At 32.9% G+C, this 22370-nt stretch carries 19 protein-coding genes; 8 read left to right on the top strand and 11 right to left on the bottom strand.

The features are described 5' to 3' along the window. Positions 1-246: 246 nt before the first annotated feature. Positions 247-1128, top strand: coding sequence for a TetR/AcrR family transcriptional regulator (locus CQZ94_RS19790; RefSeq protein WP_105586739.1), 882 nt, complete (start codon positions 247-249; stop codon positions 1126-1128). A gap of 23 nt (positions 1129-1151) precedes the next feature. Here the strand turns inward: CQZ94_RS19790 and CQZ94_RS19795 are convergent, their stop codons facing one another. Then, positions 1152-2705 (bottom strand): ABC-F family ATP-binding cassette domain-containing protein, encoded by a 1554-nt coding sequence (locus CQZ94_RS19795; protein WP_105586740.1) that lies wholly within the window; start codon positions 2703-2705, stop codon positions 1152-1154. Positions 2706-2874: 169 nt separating this feature from the next. Here CQZ94_RS19795 and CQZ94_RS19800 point away from each other — a divergent pair, with 169 nt between their 5' ends. Together CQZ94_RS19800 and CQZ94_RS19805 are read left to right on the top strand one after the other, a co-directional pair. Next, entirely contained in the window at positions 2875-3447 is a 573-nt protein-coding gene (locus tag CQZ94_RS19800) for a TetR/AcrR family transcriptional regulator (RefSeq protein WP_105586741.1), read from the top strand. A gap of 58 nt (positions 3448-3505) precedes the next feature. Further along, positions 3506-4444: an SDR family NAD(P)-dependent oxidoreductase gene (locus CQZ94_RS19805; RefSeq protein ID WP_105586742.1), complete on the top strand. Its 939-nt coding sequence runs from the start codon at positions 3506-3508 to the stop codon at positions 4442-4444. Positions 4445-4496: 52 nt separating this feature from the next. On the opposite strand, the gene CQZ94_RS19810 is transcribed toward CQZ94_RS19805, so the two are convergent. The 7 genes from CQZ94_RS19810 to CQZ94_RS19840 all read right to left on the bottom strand — a co-directional run bounded on the left by CQZ94_RS19810 (position 4497) and on the right by CQZ94_RS19840 (position 13060). Beyond that, positions 4497-5435 carry a glycosyltransferase family 2 protein gene (locus CQZ94_RS19810; RefSeq protein WP_105586743.1) on the bottom strand — a complete coding sequence of 313 codons (939 nt, stop codon included), beginning with the start codon at positions 5433-5435 and terminating at the stop codon, positions 4497-4499. Between the two features lie 92 nt (positions 5436-5527). Then, positions 5528-8200, bottom strand: coding sequence for a YfhO family protein (locus tag CQZ94_RS19815; protein WP_105586744.1), 2673 nt, complete (start codon positions 8198-8200; stop codon positions 5528-5530). 323 nt (positions 8201-8523) lie between these two features. Further along, positions 8524-9945: an oligosaccharide flippase family protein gene (locus CQZ94_RS19820; RefSeq protein ID WP_105586745.1), complete on the bottom strand. Its 1422-nt coding sequence runs from the start codon at positions 9943-9945 to the stop codon at positions 8524-8526. 93 nt (positions 9946-10038) lie between these two features. Further along, complete coding sequence (locus CQZ94_RS19825) at positions 10039-11019, bottom strand: glycosyltransferase family 2 protein (protein WP_105586746.1); 981 nt, start codon at positions 11017-11019, stop codon at positions 10039-10041. 230 nt (positions 11020-11249) lie between these two features. Further along, positions 11250-11594, bottom strand: coding sequence for a DUF2304 domain-containing protein (locus tag CQZ94_RS19830; RefSeq protein ID WP_002174456.1), 345 nt, complete (start codon positions 11592-11594; stop codon positions 11250-11252). A 6-nt stretch (positions 11595-11600) separates the two neighbouring features. Continuing rightward, complete coding sequence (locus CQZ94_RS19835; RefSeq protein ID WP_000021472.1) at positions 11601-12329, bottom strand: glycosyltransferase family 2 protein; 729 nt, start codon at positions 12327-12329, stop codon at positions 11601-11603. A 218-nt stretch (positions 12330-12547) separates the two neighbouring features. Next, positions 12548-13060, bottom strand: coding sequence for an acyl-CoA thioesterase (locus CQZ94_RS19840; protein ID WP_105586747.1), 513 nt, complete (start codon positions 13058-13060; stop codon positions 12548-12550). 366 nt (positions 13061-13426) lie between these two features. Here CQZ94_RS19840 and CQZ94_RS19845 point away from each other — a divergent pair, with 366 nt between their 5' ends. Next, positions 13427-14740 carry an ArnT family glycosyltransferase gene (locus CQZ94_RS19845; protein ID WP_105586748.1) on the top strand — a complete coding sequence of 438 codons (1314 nt, stop codon included), beginning with the start codon at positions 13427-13429 and terminating at the stop codon, positions 14738-14740. A gap of 91 nt (positions 14741-14831) precedes the next feature. Here CQZ94_RS19845 and CQZ94_RS32415 read toward each other — a convergent pair whose 3' ends face one another. From CQZ94_RS32415 to CQZ94_RS19855, 3 genes are all read right to left on the bottom strand, one after another. Next, on the bottom strand, positions 14832-15326 hold the full coding sequence (locus tag CQZ94_RS32415) for a methyl-accepting chemotaxis protein (RefSeq protein WP_374954552.1): 495 nt from the start codon (positions 15324-15326) through the stop codon (positions 14832-14834). Further along, on the bottom strand, positions 15251-16000 hold the full coding sequence (locus CQZ94_RS32420; RefSeq protein ID WP_258166034.1) for a protoglobin family protein: 750 nt from the start codon (positions 15998-16000) through the stop codon (positions 15251-15253). Before CQZ94_RS32420 ends, CQZ94_RS32415 begins: the two co-directional genes overlap by 76 nt. Positions 16001-16234: 234 nt before the next feature. Next, positions 16235-16867, bottom strand: a complete 633-nt coding sequence (locus CQZ94_RS19855) for a trimeric intracellular cation channel family protein (RefSeq protein WP_000924380.1) — start codon at positions 16865-16867, stop codon at positions 16235-16237. A gap of 495 nt (positions 16868-17362) precedes the next feature. On the opposite strand from CQZ94_RS19855, the gene CQZ94_RS19860 reads away from it, so the two are divergent. The 4 genes from CQZ94_RS19860 (at position 17363) to CQZ94_RS19880 (ending at position 22290) form a co-directional block, all read left to right on the top strand. Next, positions 17363-18814: an O-antigen ligase family protein gene (locus CQZ94_RS19860; RefSeq protein ID WP_105586749.1), complete on the top strand. Its 1452-nt coding sequence runs from the start codon at positions 17363-17365 to the stop codon at positions 18812-18814. 95 nt (positions 18815-18909) lie between these two features. After that, positions 18910-20019, top strand: coding sequence for a glycosyltransferase family 4 protein (locus CQZ94_RS19865; protein ID WP_105586750.1), 1110 nt, complete (start codon positions 18910-18912; stop codon positions 20017-20019). A 21-nt stretch (positions 20020-20040) separates the two neighbouring features. Beyond that, positions 20041-20781, top strand: coding sequence for a WecB/TagA/CpsF family glycosyltransferase (locus tag CQZ94_RS19870; RefSeq protein ID WP_105586751.1), 741 nt, complete (start codon positions 20041-20043; stop codon positions 20779-20781). A 309-nt stretch (positions 20782-21090) separates the two neighbouring features. After that, on the top strand, positions 21091-22290 hold the full coding sequence (locus CQZ94_RS19880) for an MFS transporter (RefSeq protein ID WP_105586753.1): 1200 nt from the start codon (positions 21091-21093) through the stop codon (positions 22288-22290). Positions 22291-22370: the final 80 nt, after the last annotated feature.

Below are 22370 nucleotides of genomic sequence, written 5' to 3' on the forward strand. Positions count from 1 at the left end.
TATAACTGACCGATTGGTCAGTCGTCAATGAAAAGAGATGGTATAATAAAATCAAACTGTAAGTAGTCGGTTTCCTATTCTTTCTGATCATTGGCTTTTACTAATCGGATTTTACAGATGGAAAGGCTTCTATATAAACCATTTACTCCATTAAATTTTAGATGAGAAGTTTTATTTTCAGTTAATGTGGAATAAAATCAAGTTTGAATTTACATAAGATGCGAGATTAAATTTAGGAGAGAAAATATGAAAGAAAAAGAGCGCTTAATTATAGAGATGGCTATGAAGTTATTTGCAACTAAGGGTGTAAATGCAACGTCAGTACAAGAAATCGTAACCGCATGTGGTATATCAAAAGGAGCTTTTTATTTATATTTCAAGTCAAAAGATGAGCTATTATTGGCCACACTTCGATATTATTATGACAAAATCCAAAAGAAAATGCTGGATATTGAAAAAGAATCTTTATTACCACGTGAAAAATTTGAAAAACAATTATATTGTCAGTTTACTGATGTGCAAAAACATAAAGAATTTATTATTATGCATGCAAGAGAAAATGCAATTCCGCTTAATAAAGAAGTAGAAGAGTTTATGATGAGGATGAAATTAGAGTCTCATGCATTTTATCGGAATAGCTTACTGTCTATTTATGGTGACAAAGTCAGTCCATATTTATTAGATTTGGTAATTATGGTAGAAGGGATATGCCACGGTTATTTACAATTAATTATTTTAAATGCACCGGAAATTGATTTATCCTATGTTTCGACCTTTATTTTACAGAGGATAGATAATTTAGTAGAGGGGCTTCTAGCATCTTCTGAAGAGCCTGTTCTGCATGAAGAAAGGCTTGGAGAATTTCTTTGTAGTTCCGAGCTTATTAAGGAACAGGTGAAGGAACATTTTCTAAGTGAAATTATTGTATTTAAACGAACATTAGCTGATCAATTAGAAAATGATGAGTTACTTGTAACTTTAGATGTTTTAGAAGCAGAAATGAGATTGCAAGACCCAAGGGTTCCAGTCATTAGAGGTATGCTTGCTAATTTAGCGGTATATCCTGGTTTAAATGAGTTTCGATTAAGGCTTACGGCATACTATAATATAAAAAATCCTTGCATATAGAACGCAAGGATTTTCTATTATAATTAAGAATTATTTTGTGACCATTCTTCAACATTCCAAGTTTTTGTAATCCAGCCTTCATAAAATTCTGGTTCGTGACATACAAGAAGGATTGTCCCTTTATATGCCTTCAGAGCTTTTTGAAGTTCTTCCTTTGCTGTAACATCAAGGTGGTTTGTTGGCTCATCGAATAATATCCAGTTACTTTCTTCACCCATTAGCTTACATAAACGAACTTTTGCTTGTTCGCCACCACTTAATTGATTTAGCGGACGAGAGATATGCTCATTTTTTAATCCACATTTCGCTAACATTGCACGAACCTGATGTTGGTCCATGCTAGGGAATGTGTTCCAAACGTCATCAATTGGTGTTATATTATCAGCTTTTACTTCTTGCTCGAAGTATGCAGGCTCTAAGAAGTCACCAAGACTTGTTTTACCGCTTAAAGGTTTAATTTTTCCTAAAATCGTTTTTAGTAATGTTGATTTACCAACACCATTACAACCAACGATGGCAATTTTTTCACCGCGTTCAATTGTCATTGTTAGTTTTGGTAATAACGGATGTGTATATCCGATTTCTACATCTTCACCTTCAAAGACAAAACGACTACTTGCACGAGATTCCTTAAATGAGAATTCTGGCTTAATTGCTGTTTCAGGGCGATCAATACGCTCCATGCGATCAAGTTGCTTTTGACGACTTTTTGCACGACCCGTTGTTGAATAACGAGCCTTGTTCTTTGCAATAAAGTCTTCCTGCTTTTTAATAAACTCTTTTTGTTTTTCATAAGCATTTATATGTTGATTTTTATTAATTTCGGCTAACTCTAGGAATTTTTCGTATGTCGCTGTATAGCGCGTCATTTTCGTAAATTCTAGATGGAAAATAACATCAACGCATTTGTTCATAAATTCCGTATCATGAGAAATTAATAAGAATGCATGTGGATATTCTTTTAAATAATTCGTTAACCAATGAATATGTTCAACGTCTAAATAGTTAGTAGGCTCATCGAGTAATAACACTTCTGGTTGCTCAAGTAATAGCTTTGCAAGCAATACTTTTGTACGTTGCCCACCACTTAGTGCTGAAACATCACGATCTAAACCGATTGCATCAATTCCAAGACCTCTTGCTGCCTCTTCAATTTTCATATCTAGTAAATAGAAACCACCTGCTTCGAGAGCATCTTGTATTTCCGCCATCTCCTCAAGAAGTGCCTCTAATTCTTCTGGTGTTGCAGTTCCCATTTTTTCTGCAACTTCATTTAAAGCTTTTTCTTTTTCAAATAAAGGTAAAAACGCGTCAGCTAATACATCACGAATTGTACGACCAGGTGTTAAAATTGTATGCTGGTCTAAGTAACTGTAATTTGTACCAGGTGTCCATTCTACGCGGCCCTCATCATGGATAAGTTGACCAGTAATAATATTCATAAATGTTGATTTACCAACACCGTTTGCACCGACTAATCCAACATGTTCTCCTGCTAGTAAACGCATGGATACATCTTTAAATAATGTGCGATCGCCAAATGTATGGCCTAATTTTTCGACTGTTAATAAGCTCATTGTGTCCTCCGTCCAATTCAAAATAGTGTCTTGAATCATGATACTAAATTATTGAGTATAATGCTATCCTTTCAAAATGTATCTTTTTGTAAGAATATGATTGTATTTTTTGGGGAAAAGGTTATAATATTATTTGAACAGTGGTCAATTAAATTGTGAGGTATGAAAAATGTCGCCAAGAAGGGCAGTTAAACAAGAATTAACGAGAGAAATGATTATGAATGTAGCAAGGGGCCTATTTATAGCACAAGGGTATCAGCATACTTCAATGCGTAAAATCGCAACAGAACTAGGGTATAGCCATGGTGCCATCTATTATCATTTTAAAAATAAAGCAGAGCTTTTCTATGCGATGGTAGAGCAAGATTTTCAATTGCTAAATCAAAAATTAGATGAGATTAATGATCAAAATTTACCACAAGAGGAACAATTGAAAGCTGTTTTATTTGGTTTTATTGAATTTGGTTTGCAAAATCAAAGTCATTATGAAATCATGTTTTTAATTAGAGATGATGAGTTAAAAGAATGTTTAGCAGATGGCCCAAATGTTAGTTACGAAAAATTTGCTACTGTTGTATCTTCTTTGTGTAATGAGAAGGTAAATGTAATGACAATATGGTCTGTTTTTCTATCATTACATGGGTTTGTGGCACACTATTGTGGGAATGATCAAACATTTGAAGAAGTAAAAGGATTAGCTAAAGTACACGTGGAGTTTATTTCAAAATCGCTTCTTATGTAAGTGATTTTCTTTTTAATATTAATTGAACAGCGGTTAATTAATTTAGGGGGGATTTATAATGAAAAAAGCTTTAGTGCTAGGAGCATCTGGATCAATGGGGTATGCAATTGTAAAAGAATTATGTAACAGAGGAATTCATGTAGTGGCCTTTGCGCGGAATAAAGAGAAATTAGAGATATTATTTTCTGGAGAAGAAAATGTGAAAGTTGTAGCCGGAGATGTATTTATACAGGAGGATATAATGGAAGGTGCGAAAGGCGTTGATATTATATTTCATGCTGTAAACATTCCATATTCAGATTGGGAGAAGAAGCAACCAAAATTATTAAAAAATATATTAGAAGTAGCAAGGTATTACGACAGTAAGTTAGGGATAGTTGATAATATTTATGCGTATGGGAGGCAAGGGGAAGAACCTGTAGCGGAAGAAGTTAAAAAGGCACCACATACGAAGAAAGGGAAAATTCGGTTACAACTAGAAATGATGGCAAAACAGGCTCGTGTACAAATGTTTATTGCACATTTCCCTGATTTTTATGGTCCAAATGCAGAAAGTACACTTGTTCATCATACTTTAAATGGGGTACTTGCAAATAAGTTATCAAGCTTTGTTGGAGATAAAAAGATTGCTCGTGAATATATTTTTACACCAGATGGTGCAAAAGCAATGATTGAATTAGCCTTACGTGATGAGGCCTATGGACAAAATTGGAACATACCGGGTTATGGTGTCATTACAGGTGAAGAGATGATTCAACATATACAAGAATTAACGGGATATACAAAACCAGTAATGACAGTAAAAAAAGGTATGATAAATTTAATTGGACTATTTGATAAGCAGATGAAAGAATTTGTGGAAATGCTATATTTGACAGAAAATCCTGTTGTATTAAGCGGAGAGAAATATGAGAGGTATATTGGGAATATACCAAAAACTTCTTATTATAATGGGCTAAAAGAAACGATTATATCTATGCAAAATAAAGGTGTGTAAATGTTAGTATATAAAAAAAGTTACTTCTGTGGATAGAAATAACTTTTTTATATTACGCTTTTTGTTTGACTTCACTAACCTTCTTTTCAGCTACAATAAAATGTGGTCTACGTTTCGTTTCATAATAAATGCGACCGATGTATTCACCCATAACACCTAGGAAAATGAGTTGAATACCACCAATAAATAATATAGCAGAAATTAAAGTGAAGTATCCTGGGACTTCAACACCACCAACAATAATTTGAATAAATGTAGTAATTACGTATAAAATCCCTAAAATAGTTGTTAATAATCCAAGATATATAGATAGTCTTAATGGTTTATTATTGAATGAGATAACACCATCTATTCCGTAATTTAACAATTTAGAAAAAGTCCACTTACTTTCTCCATCAGAACGTAATACATTTTCATATCCAATAATTAATTCATTAAATCCAATCCAGGAGAATAAACCTTTTGAGAAGCGATTGTATTCGCTTAAAGATAATAGAGAATCAACAGCTCTTCTACTTAAAAGTCTAAAATCTCCAATGCCGTCTACTAGTTCAATATCTACAAACTTATTCATCACTTTATAGTATAGACGAGAAACGAAAGAGCGAACGGGTGAATCACCTGTTCTTGTTCTTTTTGCAATAACTTGGTCGTAACCTTCGTTATATCCTTCTAACATTTCTTTTATTAGTGTAGGAGGATGTTGCAAATCGGCGTCCATAATAACAACTGCATCACCTGTAGCGTATTTTAAACCAGCTAACATAGCGGCTTCTTTGCCGAAATTCCGACTAAATGATATATAATGAACAGCTGAATCTGAATTTGCCAAATCACGTAGAATATTTAATGTATTATCTTTACTACCATCATTTACAAAAACAAATTCATAATCGGTAGTTAATTTATGAATTTCAAGAGAAGTCTCTGAATAAAAGGCTCGAAGCATCTTTTCTTCATTGTAGCATGGTACGACTATTGAAAGAGTCATTTTTGACCCTCCTTGTTTATAATGTTTAAAACGTTATTTAATATTTTTTATGAAGCTATCCGCTTTGGATAGCTTCATGATTTATTGAGTGCTCATTTCTGCTTTTTAAAAGGTAATTTTCGGCGTCCTTTTTGATTTGTAAAAACTAGTAAGGCTACACAAATAATTAGTGAAATAATTGATATAATCATACCTAATTTAAAGTAAGGTGTAACATAAGTCATTTCGATTACATGTGCTCCTTTTGTAATCGGGACGCCAATAAAGGCAGAATTTACTTTCGTGAATTCTGTTTCTTTTCCATCAACTTTTATAGTCCAACCTTTACTATATGGAACAGATAAATATAGTAATCCATCTTTTTTCGAGTTGATTTCACCTTTTAAATAGTTGTTTTTATAATAAATATTTTGAAGTCTATTTTCAGTTAGTTTTTCTGTTTCTTTTTGTACACCTTCGTAATTTACGATATTTGCTTGTAAGTCTTCAAGTTCGTATTCACCTGGTGCATCAATAGAAATAGTTAGTTGGTCTGGATGATCGTCTTTACCTAAATTATAAACAAATCTTTCTAAAGGATATGAGTATGCACCAGTGTCTTCACCTTTCCCCATATCTTTCCCGTTAACTACTGCATGGAATGAACCTTTATTTTTTATCTTTAATTCTACAATTAAATCTCCAGGAGTATTAGGATAATTTATAGGTACGATCATATTTCCATTGCCATGGACAATGAGTTTATTATTCTCTTTTTCCATATTTTCTAGTTGTACTTCTTCCATTTTGATAGATACCGCTTTTGAATTAAGGTTCTTTTTATCAAAATGAGTTAATGAAAAGTCTTTTACATTATTAACGACTGCAGCATGTAATAATAATTGGTCACGTTGAGCGAAGTTTAATTTAGAAAATTCTTCTTCACTTATACCAGAATCATATACATACCCTAACGGTAAAGCATAGTCATTTTTGTAAATATTATACGGCCCTACTTGTTTTAATAGTTTATATCCATATGGGATATTTTTTTGATCTGTATCAGCACTTAGTACGCGATATTTTACACCTAACATATTTTCAAGTAGTAGTCGACTATCAACTTGGAAGAACATCGAAGGAGTGTCGAACCCTTGGAATACGTTGTATTTATTTTTCATAAAGTCATGAACATAATAATTAATCAGGCTTTGGTACGTACTTGTACCATGATAACCTTGTAGCATTGGTGTGTTATGGGCGCTACCTGGGTTAAGAATACGATAAAAGTCTTTATCATATTCTTGTATATAACGAATGGCAGCAATCTCATCTTTGTTATCATAGCCAGATACATGTAAAGCTTCTTTTGTAGCATTGCTTTGTCCGAAAGCTGTACTAAGTATATTATTAGCATACATGTAATTCATGGAAATTGTACTAACGAGTACGTTCACTACAACTAAAAATTGTATGAAAGGTTTAGAAAGATAACGCCATAAACATACTGTAATGACAGAAAGAACGATAGTTCCGATTAAAATATTGTCAACTGCCTGTAAAGGTTTATCACTTACATTTATATTTACTTTTCTATAAAATGCATAAATGAATAATCCTATTGATACTAATGAACTCATTATATAAAGTAATTTATGCTCTTTCTTATGAACAATCATCCAATCTAAGATGTATGCTATAGTTTGAGCAATTACAAATACAAATAAATAAAGCCATCTATATTGCATTGCTGAGAAACCATTAAATACAGAGTATGTATACGGAAGCATAAACAGAATGAACATGAAAAATGTAAAGAGTACCTTATTTTTAACAAGTTTATCACGTATAAACATTCCAAATATGATTAGGAATAAAATTAAAGCTGGTAAAGCTAATTGATGATTTTCAGCATCATATACGAAGAAGATAGTTTCCATTAGATCTTTATAAAATTTATCTTCAAAGAATAAAGGTATATCAAATTTCTTCGTTAACCGATCCGCACTAAATACCGCATTGACTGATGGGATAAAGCAAACTGCAGCCAAGCCAAGTGATAGACCGTATAATAATCCAATTTTAATATAATAAGCTAGAAAAGAGGCGATTGTTTTATTTTGCTGTGTGGCAAAGTATTGGAAAAATGCATAAATGAAAATGAAAATACTTGTGATAAAAGCAAAATAAAAGTTCGATGCTAACATTAAAGTAGCAGCTACTAGGAAAAGTCCACGTTTCTTTTCTATAATATATTTATCAAGTCCCCATATTACTAATGGTAAAAATACGATGGCATCAGCCATGAAATCCCAAAGTAATGAATGGCGCATAAAAGTAATACATCCACCATATATAATAGCAGCAATAAAAGATGAGAAGACTGTTTTATTATGATAACGTAAAGAACCATACATGAATAACATAGCTAAAAAGTTTTTTAAAATACTCATGTATAATTTCATATCATAGATTTGTTCAATGTTTAATTTAGGAAGTAACAGCGTAATCCAGAAGAACGGCGCTGTACTGTAATAATAACTAAACTCTCCAAATAAATCTCCACCTAATCCATAATCAAAAGACCAAAAAAGATTACCATCTTTAAAGGCATGTTGCAGGAGAAATGTAAAGAAACCAAATTGGCTTAATGCATCACCTGTACCAGAAAAGATTTGATTAGATGTTAAAAAGAAATAATGAAAAGCAAAAGCACACAATAATAATATCGGAATAATCATTATAGTTTTCTTTGAGAAAATCTTATTGTTCGGCTTTATGCTCATAAAAATTTATAATCCTCCTTTGAAAGTTGTTACATATAAAAACACACCGATTATAAAGGTGTGTTTTTTAGTTTTAGCATAAAAAAATATATATTTTTGTTGTATCATATATATTTTACAAGCATTGAATTTCATAGTTTACTTGTAATTTAGTATAAAGCATTCTCAGAAAGTAAGTCAATTTGACATGGAATATATAGCATTTTTTAACCACTGAAAAGTCGAGAATAATGAAGTGCAGTCTTCAGAGTTTATGTTCTGTAAATGATGGTATATAAAAAGCCAAAAGCTTTTCCATTTTTAATAGGAAAAGCTTTTGGCTTTTAAGCATTTTTACGAACTAATTTTTTATTTACAAATCCTAAAATTAACCCGCGTATTTGTGGATCAATTGCAAGGCCAATAATACCGTACAATATACCAGTAAGTGTTAGAGCTACCAGTGGTGGTAAGTTAATTAATACTGTGCGGTATAGGGCGTAACTGATTATAAATGCTAGTGTATTAAATACAATCCCTTTGAATAGTAATGTAAATCCTTTACGAACGAATAAAGTAAACCCGATTAATAAAGTAACCTCAGTAATGATAGCAGCCACAGCAGCTCCCATCATTCCAAATTGGCCACCTAATACGATGTAACTTATGATGGCAACAGCCAATCCAATTCCCATCGTTGTCGCACGCTTCCACTGTTGACCAATTGTTGTTAAATTATCAGCAAGTGGATAGTTGATGGATTGTAAAATGACCATAAAGGCTAAAATTGCAAGAGCATCACCAGCTGGTGCATATTCTTCACCTAATAAAGTAACAATCCAAAAGCTTGGATCAGCGATAAATGGAATGGAGATTCCCATTCCTAAGAAAGACATAAGTTTTAATTCGAACTGAGATAGTTTTCTATGTTCATCAATATTCTTTTCATTTCCAAAAGCAAATAATTTTGGATAAAAGGCCGCTGCAATTACACCGGGTATTTGATAAAGTACAGCAGGTATTTTCGATGCAGCGCCAAAGAATCCAACTTGCTCATATGTTGAAACTTTTTGTAATATAATGGGCCCTAACTGTGGTAAAAGCATAATGATGATCCCATTGATTGTGAAAATAAGCAGTTGATCTAAAATACCTTTGTCCCAGCCTTTATGAACTGTTGTATAGCGAATTACCATTATAAAGGCGATGACTCCTGTTACAAGACTAGATATCCCGTACATGGCAGCGACCATCATAAGTGACCATTTAAATGACATTCCTAGTAGAAGCGCAGCTGCGGCTGTCACGCCTTGTAGTACAGAAATAATCGCTGTAAATTGCATACGTTCTGTTACTTGGAAATAAGCCATTCCAACACCTTGTAAAGTCGCTCCAAACATGGTCGGTAGCACAACCCAATATACCATCGCACGTAAGTAAGCATCAGCATAGAAGAACTGAGCAAAAATAGCGAAGAGCACAGAAATTACGATAGCTAATACTAAACGAATACGTAAATAACTACTTATTAATACGCTAATGTTAGCATCGCTTCTCGTTCCTTCACGCATAAATGTATGTGTCAAACCTGCATCTGTAAAATAACAAATAACAGCGGAAACTGCTAATGCAGTTGTAAACATGCCATACTCACCTGGAGAAACGTATCTTGCAAAGAGAATGGTCGCAATAGCAAGTACAAAACGAACAGTAATATTTCCTACAAAGAGGTAGGATGCGTTTTTAAGAATTTTATTTGTTTTCATGGAACAAGACCTTTCTATTTTTCAGGACGCACTTCATCCTATTTGTAAATTTGATTTGTTTACGGAAAGTATGTTTAAAAGCGTATGCTTTATTTAAGAAAACATAAACTTTATTCGTACAAACCAAAGCATTGCGTATAGTTTTTTGCTTCGTTTTCCATTTTTTGAATAAATTTTGCGACAATATTTATTTATATCGCTCTTGATTAGTTGAACTTGTGATTTATCTAATTTAGAGTTTCCCTTAATGTATATACAAGCGTTGTTAATGACTGTATATGGGAATAAATAAGTTTCAAGGATTTCAATAAGTTCTGTAGAATCATTCACGATTAAGTCTTTTGACTTATTATGAACCCAATCTTTCATTCGATTAAATATTTCTAATTCTTTTGTTGTTTTTAATTCATAATCTTTATACTTTGAAGAAAGATTTCCTTCTGATAAGATTCGATAATATGTTAAATATTCATCTACATAGCATACATTTGTTACACTCATTAATTTAAATAGAAATTCTAAGTCTTCTCCCCAGCTACATCCTGGTGTGAAACGAATGTTATGATCCATCACGGTAGATTTTTTGAAAATCCAAGTGCTCGTCTGAGCAACAACTTGATGTGTTAAGAAAGCTTTTGTCATATCACCTTTAATAAAGTTTGTCGTATGCTCAACTTTTTCCCCAGTCTCTTCGTAAAAGTTCATATAGCCGCAATAACAAGCGTTCATGTTGTTTTTATGCATACTTTCAATTTGTTTTTCTATTTTTGTTGGATGCCATAAATCATCACTATCAAGAAAAGCAACATATTCTCCGCTAGCATTTTCAATTCCTGTATTACGAGCAACTGAAACGCCTTGATTTTCTTGTGGGACATATTTTAATTGTCCCGGATATTTCTGTTCAAGATTTTTTACAATAGAAGATGATTGATCTTTACTCCCGTCATCTACAATTACAATTTCAATATTTTTATATGTTTGATTTAGTATTGATTCCATCGTCTCTTCGATGTATTTTTCCGCATTATACAGCGGGATAACAACTGAAACGATTTGTTTTTGTTCCATCATATAATTATTATCTCCTCAAATTTTTTATGTTTTACACTTATATATAAGCCTTTTAAAGGGAAGATGATTACAAGAACATCTGTATAAGTTTACCGCATATAAACTTTGTAAATCAACTTTCTATTGTGGTACCTCGTATAATTAGAAAGAAATAATTTGAAATGATAAAAGCCCCTTAATTTTTCAAGCGAAATTAAGGAGCTTTAACATATTAGTATTTAGTTAGGAAGTTATTCTTTATCTGTTATCTTTAACTTTTGTTTTAATAATGCATAATCTTGCGTTAAGGTTACAAGTTGATGGTGTAATTTGGAGATTTTTCTCGTCAGGTCAAAAATTAAGATAAAACAGAATAATAGTCCGAATAAGAATAAAATGGACGGAGGATATTCTACTTTTAATAGTTTTCCAATCCAATTTATAATTTTATCCGTAGAACTTAAAATAGCCATTGCAATACAAACAAAAATCCATAAAATAGCATATTTTGTTTCTAAAGTCCCACGACGAATGGAATTAATAATTAAGAAGAATAGTAATAAAATAAAGATAAATGAAAAGGTAATTATATGCATTTATTATCAACCTTTCACGATTTTTTGCATCAATATAGCAAGACTTACCTTAACCATGTAATATGCAGATTTAAGGGGAGTGATGGAAGATTGTCCACCTTGTCGCTCTTGCATATTTACAGATATTTCATTAATGCGAAGTTTTTTCTTTTTTAAATGAATAAGGACTTCTGGTTCTGGATAATCTTTTGGATAATTGTGTGCAAAAATCTTAATTACTTCTCGATTGATAGCACGATACCCAGAAGTTGGATCCATAAATGTTTGTTTTGTTAGTACTTTCAATAGAGCAGTAAAATAAAAAATACCGATTCTTCGGGAAATACTACCTTTATATGCTGTTTTTTCTGTAAAACGTGAACCCAGCACCATATCGCATTGATCCTCGGCAATAGGCTGTATGATTTTGTATAAATCATCAGGATTATGTTGTCCATCAGCATCGAACTGAATCGCAATATCATATCCGTTCTCATAAGCGTATTTATATCCAGTTTGTACAGCTGAACCGATACCTAGATTATATGGTAAATTAACAAGATGAACAGGGAAATCTTTTACGATTTGAGCTGTTTTATCTTTTGATCCATCATTAATAACGCAAATGCTTAATGCTGTAAAATGCTGTTTTAGTTCTAATAATCTTGTTAATGTATCTGCAATTGCTTCTTCCTCGTTATACGCTGGAATAATAATTAACGTTTTTGGTATTGAAATTGGTACCTCAATAGACATTACCGCACCATCCCTTATATACTTAATCATATTATGGTCATTTTTAAACGAACATTATTTAATATACCATTAATAGTATAACAAAATAAAGGAAAAGCTGATGGGTGATTTTAGGAAACAGGCATCGAATAAAAATGCTAAGGCGTAACACTTTATTATAATAAAAAATACATGCAAGGAAGAAAAAACCTGTGCATGTATAAGATAAAATTTTAATGTTACATATTCCAAGGCTTACTTAAAGTTAACACTTCAGCCATTTCTGTACTTTTCAAACGTCCTTTTTTTCTATTTTCTGCACGCTCTGAACCAGTTGTATGTAGCCAATGTTCTTCCTCTGTTTCAGGAATTACTTGTGGTACAGATGAAGGTTTTCCGTCTTTTAATGCGACAAATGTAATAAAACACGTTGCGGCCATTCTACGCTCGCCTGCTAGTAGATCCTCTGCAATTACTTTTACGAAAACTTCCATTGAAGATTTTCCTGTATAACATACGAATGCTTCATAACAAACAGAATCTGCTTGGTGAATTGGAGTTAAAAAATCAACGGAATCGATAGATGCTGTTACGCAATGTTTGCGGCTATGTCTTGCAGCTGCAATTGAAGCGATACTATCAATTTCTGCTAATAATTTCCCCCCAAAAAGTGTTTGGTGATTATTTAAATCGTTAGGAAAAACACGTGTTGTTTTAATTGCTTTTGATTCTCGCATGAATTTCTTTTCCATATATTCATCCCCTATTTTCTGTTTTCAATCAGAGTGACATGTGTAAGTGGAGTACTCATATTAGATATTTAATGAAGTAAAGTGTTCCAAAAGAGGATTATCCCGCTATTTGCGGGCTAATAGTCAGTGGAGGATGAACAAAACCCCCGCAGATTAAAGTTTCACTTTATTGAAATTTCTGTATTTGTATTCATGTAACTGAAAGAAAATTTATCGTATATAAAATGTAGTGTAAAAGAGGATTCGCTTACATTGCAAGTGAAAAAGTAATGACTATGTATTTGTCATAGAAATTCCCTATTAACCTTGTGCCTATTCATGATAAAATCGTTTTGTTATGAATGGAAATAGAGGTGCAATGGACATATGAATCATATAAAAACAAATTTTTCGTCTTTCTTCAGTAAAATAATGATAGGTGCGATGCTCGCATTTTTTGTCTATAGTTGTTGGTCGGCTTTTGAAACAAGTAAGCAATTTTTTGGGGGAAGTACAACAAGTATAACAATCGTATTAGTGATTTTTGTTATTCTTATTTTGTTAGTAGCATCAATTTTGCAATATCGTTTTACAGATAAACAATTTCTTATTTTTCTTATAAGCATATCTATAGTTGTAAGACTTATCACAGTTCTATTTGTAGATGTTCCAATGATAGGTGATATGAAAGCTATGTATGAGTCTGCAAAGCAGATTGCAATTGGCAATAATATAGAGAATGTAGCACAGTTACCTTTTATTATTTATGAATCGATCATCATTCGTATATTTGGTGATACGGTATTTGCTTTACAACTATTTAATATTTTATTTTGTACAGGAACTGCATTTTTCATTTATCGCATTGCGTCAATGGTCTTTGGAGAAGAGTGTGGTCGTGTTGCATCAATGTTTTACGCTTTATATATTCCAAATATATTTATGAGTTCTGTATTAACGGCGGAATCACTCGCAATATTTTTATGTTATTGTGCTTGTTACATATTTTTATATAAGGGATTAGATCATCCTTATATGTGGGTAATTTCAGCCATTTTATTTGCGCTTAGCAATATGATTTTCCCAATGGGGTTATTTTTACCTATTTTTATAGCTGTATATGTGCTGTTAATTGAATTATTTCAATCAGCAACGAAACAAAAATTACTATTAAAAATGATAGGACTACTTATTCTGTTTTATAGTACTCATTTTGGTGTGAGCTATGGTATCAAGATGATGGGAATGTCACAGTATACGATTTCTAATCAGACTTATGTTCAATCTGTTTTAATTGGAAAAAGTCAAAATGAAGAAAAAACATCCAAAAATCAAAGTGTAAAAGAGCACATTGATCAAGAGTTAAAAGAAATGGAAGTAGAAAGGTTTAAACTGTTAAAACCAGTTATTAACCAGCTTTCAGACGAGGGAATAAATTCTATTATTTTTAAATGTGAAAAGCTTATATATATAGCGGTGACATTATTTATGTCCATAGCTTTATTACATTTTCTAATTAAGAAACAGCAAAATGAAGGATATATGTTGTTTGTATTATTAATTACCGGATATGTATCGTTAAGGCTCTTTCAAGTAGATATGGCATATTATAATATTATTATGCCAGCTTTGTTTATTTTACAAAGCTTTGGTGTTTATATGAGTTATTTTTATTGCCAAAAAATATTTTTCAGAAAATAAAAGAATCCATTTTGGATTCTTTTTTTGTAGATGGATGATAAGGATGAATACAAAGTGGGGATGAAGAATCTCCACTTTGTATCGGTTTGCCTTATCGGTTTAGTTCTAGTTGTAAATTATCCGCTGTTAAGGCCATTTTCGAGGAATCGTCTTGAATACTCTTCATTACTTGTGAAATAGTTTCTAATTCATTTTCAATTTTTTTATTTTGTTCTTTAGAGTTAGACATATCTTTTACGATTTCTTGGAAATATTGATCTGTCGCATGCATACTATCTGTCCCTTCAGATACGAGAGAGCTTATTTGTTCCACGGAAGAAGAGACGTGTATAATTTGTTCATTAGTTTTTTCAACGAGTTTTGTAACGTTGGAAATTGATTCTTTCGTTTGCTCTGATAACTTTCGGATTTCTCTCGCTACGACTGAAAAACCTTTACCAAATTCGCCAGCACGTGCAGATTCAATAGCAGCATTTAATGCTAGTAAATTTGTTTGCTCGGCGATTGATTTTACAATATCAATGATTTCGTTAATTTTGTTAGAAATATCAAGAAGTTCACGAGTATCAGTAATGATAGTTTCCATATTCGTTTGTTTTGCAGATTTAATTGTTCTTTGCCTTTATTGGCCTTTTCTTCTGATGTCGTAGCTAATGATGTACCTGTTTTGGCAATTCCTACGATACTTTCTGATTTAGATGTTAACTGTTGAATAGAAGAGCTTGTTTTTTCAGATACTGCCGCTAGTTCTGTTGCAATATGTGTAATCGTCATAGATGTCAGTTCTTTTTCTTTTTCATGTTCTTTTTGGATTTTTTCATATTCGGATTCATAAGCTGCAATAACAAGTTCTTGTTCTAATATGAATAATTTATTTATTACGTTTATAGAATAAGGAAAATCGTCTATCGTTGAAATTTTCGTTTGCAAAATCTTCATGATGGAGCGGAATAATTCTTGATAAGCAGCAGTATACCATTTTCTATGTAAACCAATTTGTACGTGCCTTTTTGCAATTCTAACACGTTGTTCAATAAAATCTTCATTCATATTCCCGCTGAACAATTCTTTAATATGTGTCTTTAAAGTTTGTTTTAATTTGGGAATAGAGCTGTAGCGTTCAATAACAGCAATTAAATTAGGTTGTTTTGTGATGTTGGTGTAGAATTTTTCTGTTATCCAATCTATTTCCTCATAAATAAATGGCTGTAATACTTTAACAATTTGTAAATCTTCCTTTGAAATATGTAGCATATCCATTTGAGTTTTTAGTTCAGAATTAGCAGGCACGTTAAATATGATTTTTTGGTCTTTGCTTAATTCAATTATACTGGTGTTTGTTTTATTTTTTTAAAAAACCCCAAGCATCATTCTTCCCCCTGTTTATAAAGCGTTTTCATTTTTTGTTCTAATGTAATTATATATTTTTATATACAATTACTCTATAGTATATGGAATTGTATATAAATTAAGAGAATTCTATGTAGAATTCTCTTAATGGCCTTTATTAATTTTTGCATGTGTTTTAAAGAAAACTGGGAAATGTACATTATATATTACGGTGACCACACGAATAACGAATGTTATTAATAAACAAACATAGAAAGCTAATACGTGTGCCCCCATTGCATGTGTAATTAAGAAACTAACTGCTCCTAAAATAGAAGCAATTGCATATATCTCTTTTCGGAATACATACGGGATATCTTGAGCGCAAATGTCACGTAAAATACCGCCCCCAATACCTGTAATAACTCCCATTGAAACGACTAAAAACGAGGCGTCAACGTGATGTGACATTGCTGCATTTGCACCAATAGCTGTAAATACACCTAAACCAACAGCATCAGAAAGCATAATAACAACTTGAAGTTTATTGATGCGCTCAAAAAACATACATGTGAATAATGCTGATAGTACACTTACGAAAAAGTAAATGGGTTTTACAAATGCGACAGGAGGCAGGTTACCAATCATAATATCACGAATAATACCGCCGCCGAGCGCAGTAGCTACAGCTAAACAAAGGACACCAAATAAATCTAGATCTTTTTTCAAACCAACTAATGTACCAGAAATGGCAGCGGCGATAATGCCAAGAAACGTAAATATATCGATTAATAACATGGCTTTAATTCCTTCCTCTTAAAGATGTTCCAGAGAAAAAATATACACTAAAGTTTTGGAAATAACAATTACTTTTCGCTACATGTAGAAAAATGGATGAAATAGCTAAAGAAAGCGTTTGAAAATGCTTGATAAGTAGCAATAAAGTAAAGCGGAAAAGTGTGGAAAGATTAATAGTATAGTTTTTTGATGTAGCTTAGTTGGAGGGATGGTACAATAAGAGAAGTCCGCTTTGTACATTTGTATAAAATGATAAAAAAATATTTCTGTACGGTCGAAAATAAGTGCATATGTGTTAGATAGTTTTTATAGGGATGGGGAAGGATAGCTAAAGGACAATGTTTTCGGTTACTAATAATGCTGGATTTGACTAGTTTCGGCATGAAAAATAGTTCTCAATTTAAATATGAGTTATGTTATAATTGCTAGGTGTGTTTAAACAGTAGAAAACTATGATTAAAAGATAATGTAAAGATTTTTTATGGAGGTCTTGGAATGTTAGCAAATCAAGCTAGGGTTAGATTTGAGCATTTTTTGCTCTTTTTTATTATTTTACAGCCTGTTTTAGATTTATTAACGTCTCTTAGCATCGTTTTATTAAAGTCAAATGCCACTGTTGGAATTTTGGTAAGATTTCTTATTATGGCTGTTGGTGGTATTTACATTTTAATTCAGGCAAAAGAGAAGGAAAATAGGAAGTTTTTAATTTACTTAATACTATTAGCAGTAGTTTTAGGGATAGGGTTTATTAATAATAAACTAGTTAAGAATCCTATTGTACTTGGTGAAGAAGTTAAGTTTGTTGCGAAGGCATTATATATATATATTATGCTAGGATCATACATTTTAGCTTTAAAATCATTGAAAAAGAAAGTAAATATTAGTGACAAAGTCAGAAATAGTATTGTGTATTCAACATTAATCATTAACGCTATTATGGTTATTTCTATTTCGACATCTACAGACTTTGGTAGTTATCAATGGATGAAAGTTGGTTCCCGAGGGTGGTTCTATGCAGGTAATGAACTAGGGTCAATCTTAGCTATTATTTTCCCTATCGTGGTACTATATTCTATTCAAAAAACAAAGAGCGTGAAACACGTTTTATATTGGATTCCATCGCTTTTAATGATTTACTCGTTAATTCAAGTTGGTACGAAAGTAGGGATGGGCTCAATTGGTGCTACGTTAGCAGCAGCAATCGGGATTATCGTACTACAATTATTATTTGATAGAAGAAATCCAAACAAAAAGTCTCTTGTACTTAATGGATTAATTGCTATTGTCCTATTAGCTGGTGTTGTCGGAACGTTTAAAATGACGCCATTAGCACAAAATATGGGTATTCATAACAACTATTTATCAGAACAAAATGTAGCGCAGCAAGGTCAAAAAGAAAAAGAAATTAAAGAGAAAATTAAAAAAGAAGAAAAACAACATAAAGTTGAGAAACCAGAAGAAAAGGCGAAGGTAGAAGCGGAAGTTAAGAAAGAGCTTGAGAAAGAGCAAAAGAAAGAAAATCAAGAAAATCTTATTTTCAGTGGACGTCAAGTATATGAAGAGAGACATAAGCAGTTCTTTAAAGAAGCGCCAATGTCACAAAAGTTATTAGGAATGGGTTATGCAGGTAACTATAAATATAATGAACAAAAGCAGCCAGATCCGAAGCTAATCGAAATGGACTTCCATGATTGGTTTTATGATTTCGGAATTATTGGTTTTGCGTTAATGATGATTCCATTTATTTATTACGGCGTAAGAATCCTACTAGCATTTGTTACAAGATTTAAGGAAATATTTAATGTGAAATATGGAATGATTACAGTAAGCTTAGTATTAGCATTAGGTATTGCATATATTGCAGGACATATTTTGACAGCACCAGGAGTAGGGATTTACTTTGTAGTGGTGTTAGCTTATCTAATCGTAGATCTAGAAATTGAATGATAAAAATAAAAGCTAACTTTTGTTAGCTTTTATTTTTTAGTACAGTAAAATAAAGATAGATGGAAATGTAGCGAGGATTTAAAGGAGGAAAAAATATGAGGATATTGCATATGAATGCAGGAGCAGAAGATGGTGGAGGAAAAACACATATTATTTCACTGCTTGATCAGTTTCCGGATGGTGAAGTAGAATTAGCAGTATTTGAAGATGGAATTGTTGCGAAAGAAGCAAGAGAGCTAGGAATAAAAGTTCATGTATTTTCACAAAAATCTCGCTATGATTTATCCATTTTAAAGAACATAAGTGAATTCATTAATAAAGAAAAATTTGATGTAGTTCATACACACGGTCCTAGGGCGAATTTCTTTGTTTCTCTAATGAAGAAGAAATTCGCGGCAAAATGGGTAACGACAATTCATAGTGATCCATTTCAAGACTTTACTAAACAAGGCTTAAAAGGCTGGATTTTTACTAAGTTAAATTTGAAATCTTTAAAAAATATAGATTTATTTTTTGTTGTAACGAATAGGTTGAAAAAAAGCTTAGCGGCATTAGGTATTTCAAATGAAAAGATGCATGTTATTTATAACGGGATTGAATATGATCAGGAAAAAGCAGATGGCTATAATAAAAAGGAAATGTTTAATATTGACGAAGATGTGTTTACGGCAATCCAAGTAGCGCGTCTGCATCCTGTTAAAGGACATGAAGTTTTATTCGATGCGTTACAACAAACGAAATTGGAAAAAATTAAAGTGTTATTAGTTGGTGATGGGCCGTTAGAAGGAGAACTAAAGGCATTAGCTACTGAAAAAGGGATTAATGATAAAGTTGAATTTTTAGGGCATCGTCAAGATGTGAAACAATTATTCGCTTCATCACATGTCAATTTGTTAACTTCCCATAGCGAAGGATTTCCATTAGTTTTATTAGAAGCGGCAAATCAACGTGTACCATCAATTGTGACTAGAGCAGGAGAAATCGAACCGTTAATTGCAGATGAAACGTATGGATGGATTGTACCAACTGGTGATGGCAAGGCATTGGCATCGGCATTAGAAGAGGCGTATGACAAGTGGAAAACTGGAGAGTTATCAGTAATGGGCAAGCATATTTATGAGCATGCTACTATGAACTTCTCACTTCAAAAATTATATGAAGATACGAAAGAAACATATAAGCAATTAATAGCGAAAAACTTTTAATGATAGAGAGGATAGTTAAATATGGCAGTACAAACGGTTGATATTCTAGGTGTTCCTTTCTCTACAATGACAATGGATGAAACGGTCCAATATTTAAAGGAACAACTAGAATTGGAGCAAACTGATACTTTTCAGGTAGTAACAGCAAATCCTGAAATTGTTATGTGTGCAAAAAAGGATGAAGAGTTCCATAAAACATTACTAAATACCGATTTAATTACACCTGATGGTATTGGGGTTGTAAAAGCAAGTGGTATGCTTGGTACACCTGTAAAAGAACGTGTAGCAGGTTTTGACTTAATGTGTAATTTATTTGCGAAGTTATCAGAAGAGAATAAACCAGTATCTGTTTTCTTATTAGGTGCAAAACCACATGTTGTACAAGCCGCGGCTGATCATTTAACGAAGACATATTCAGCTGCATCTATCGTGGGGATACAAGATGGATATTTTAAACAAGAAGAAGAAGAGAATATTGTTTCACGTATTCAAGAGGCAAAACCAGATTTATTACTTGTTGCACTTGGCTTTCCAAGACAAGAAAACTTTATCCAAAACAATAAGCATCGTTTAGAAACGAAAATGGCTGTTGGAGTAGGCGGTAGTTTAGATGTGTGGGCTGGAGAGGTAAAGCGTGCGCCAAAATGGATACAAGCTATTCATTTAGAGTGGTTTTACAGATTATGTAGTAATCCAACACGCTGGCGTCGTCAGTTAGTATTAGCCGAGTTTTTAAAAGAAGTAATGCGTTCAAAAAAGTAGCGGAACATCGCTACTTTTTTTTATTTGTTTATTTTTGATAAAGTGAAACTTTAATCAGTGGGGGTTTTGTTCATCCCCCACTGATTATCAGCCCTCACCAATCGGGCATTTACGGGCAGCCCGACTCCCAACTAACTTCTTTGCTCCAGCTGGATTTTGAGGTGGGAGTTCTACTGCCCGCAAATAGCGGGATAAACATTTTACTTTTTGGGAGTGATGAAGGAGAATTTTTTATACGAAAGTATTTTACTTATGCAATACACACATGTAAAATGATGTGTAAAGACACCTGTGTAAGGAGGACTTCTTGTGAGCAAGGTAAAAGAAATTTCGAAGCGAAAGCTACTTGGTATAGCGGGGCTTGGCTGGCTATTTGACGCAATGGATGTTGGAATGCTTTCATTTGTAATAGTGGCGTTGCAAAAAGAGTGGGGATTAAGTACTCAAGAGATGGGTTGGATAGGTAGTATTAACTCAATTGGTATGGCTGTAGGGGCGCTCGTTTTTGGGATACTATCAGATAAAATAGGACGGAAATCGGTCTTTATTATTACATTATTACTATTTTCTATTGGTAGTGGCTTAACGGCTTTAACGACGACACTCGCGATGTTCCTCGTTTTACGCTTTTTAATTGGTATGGGGCTTGGCGGGGAACTTCCAGTTGCATCTACCCTTGTATCGGAGAGTGTTGAAGCACACGAACGTGGGAAAATAGTTGTACTATTAGAAAGCTTTTGGGCTGGTGGTTGGTTAATCGCAGCTCTTATCTCATATTTTGTTATTCCTAAATACGGTTGGGAAGTTGCTATGGTATTAAGTGCAGTTCCAGCGTTATATGCTTTATATTTAAGATGGAATTTACCCGATTCTCCGCGATTTGAAAAGGTTGCAAAAAGGCCATCTGTTATTGAAAATATAAAATCGGTTTGGTCTGGAGAGTATCGTAAAGCAACAATTATGTTATGGATTCTATGGTTTTGTGTTGTCTTTTCCTATTATGGAATGTTCCTTTGGTTACCTAGTGTAATGGTACTGAAAGGCTTTAGTTTAATAAAAAGTTTTCAGTACGTACTCATTATGACCTTAGCTCAACTTCCAGGATATTTCACAGCTGCATGGTTTATTGAACGTCTTGGTCGTAAATTTGTATTGGTTACGTATTTAATTGGTACAGCATGTAGTGCTTATGTGTTCGGAATTGCGGAGTCATTAACAGCATTAATAGTGGCAGGTATGTTACTATCCTTCTTTAATTTAGGTGCTTGGGGTGCATTATACGCTTATACACCGGAACAGTATCCAACAACTATTCGCGGTACAGGTGCAGGAATGGCAGCGGCATTTGGACGTATTGGTGGTATTCTTGGACCACTATTAGTAGGGTATTTAGTTGCTTCACAAGGTTCACTATCGCTAATATTTACGATTTTCTGTGGATCAATTTTAATTGGGGCACTTGCTGTAGTTATACTTGGTCAAGAAACGAAACAGAGGGAATTAGTATAAAGAGAAACTTTAATCAGTGGGTGTTTTGTCCATCAACCACTGATTATTAGCCCGCACCAATCGGGATCAAAGAAAAGGGG

The organism is Bacillus sp. MYb209, from assembly GCF_002975175.1.
Classification (GTDB): Bacteria; Bacillota; Bacilli; order Bacillales; family Bacillaceae_G; genus Bacillus_A.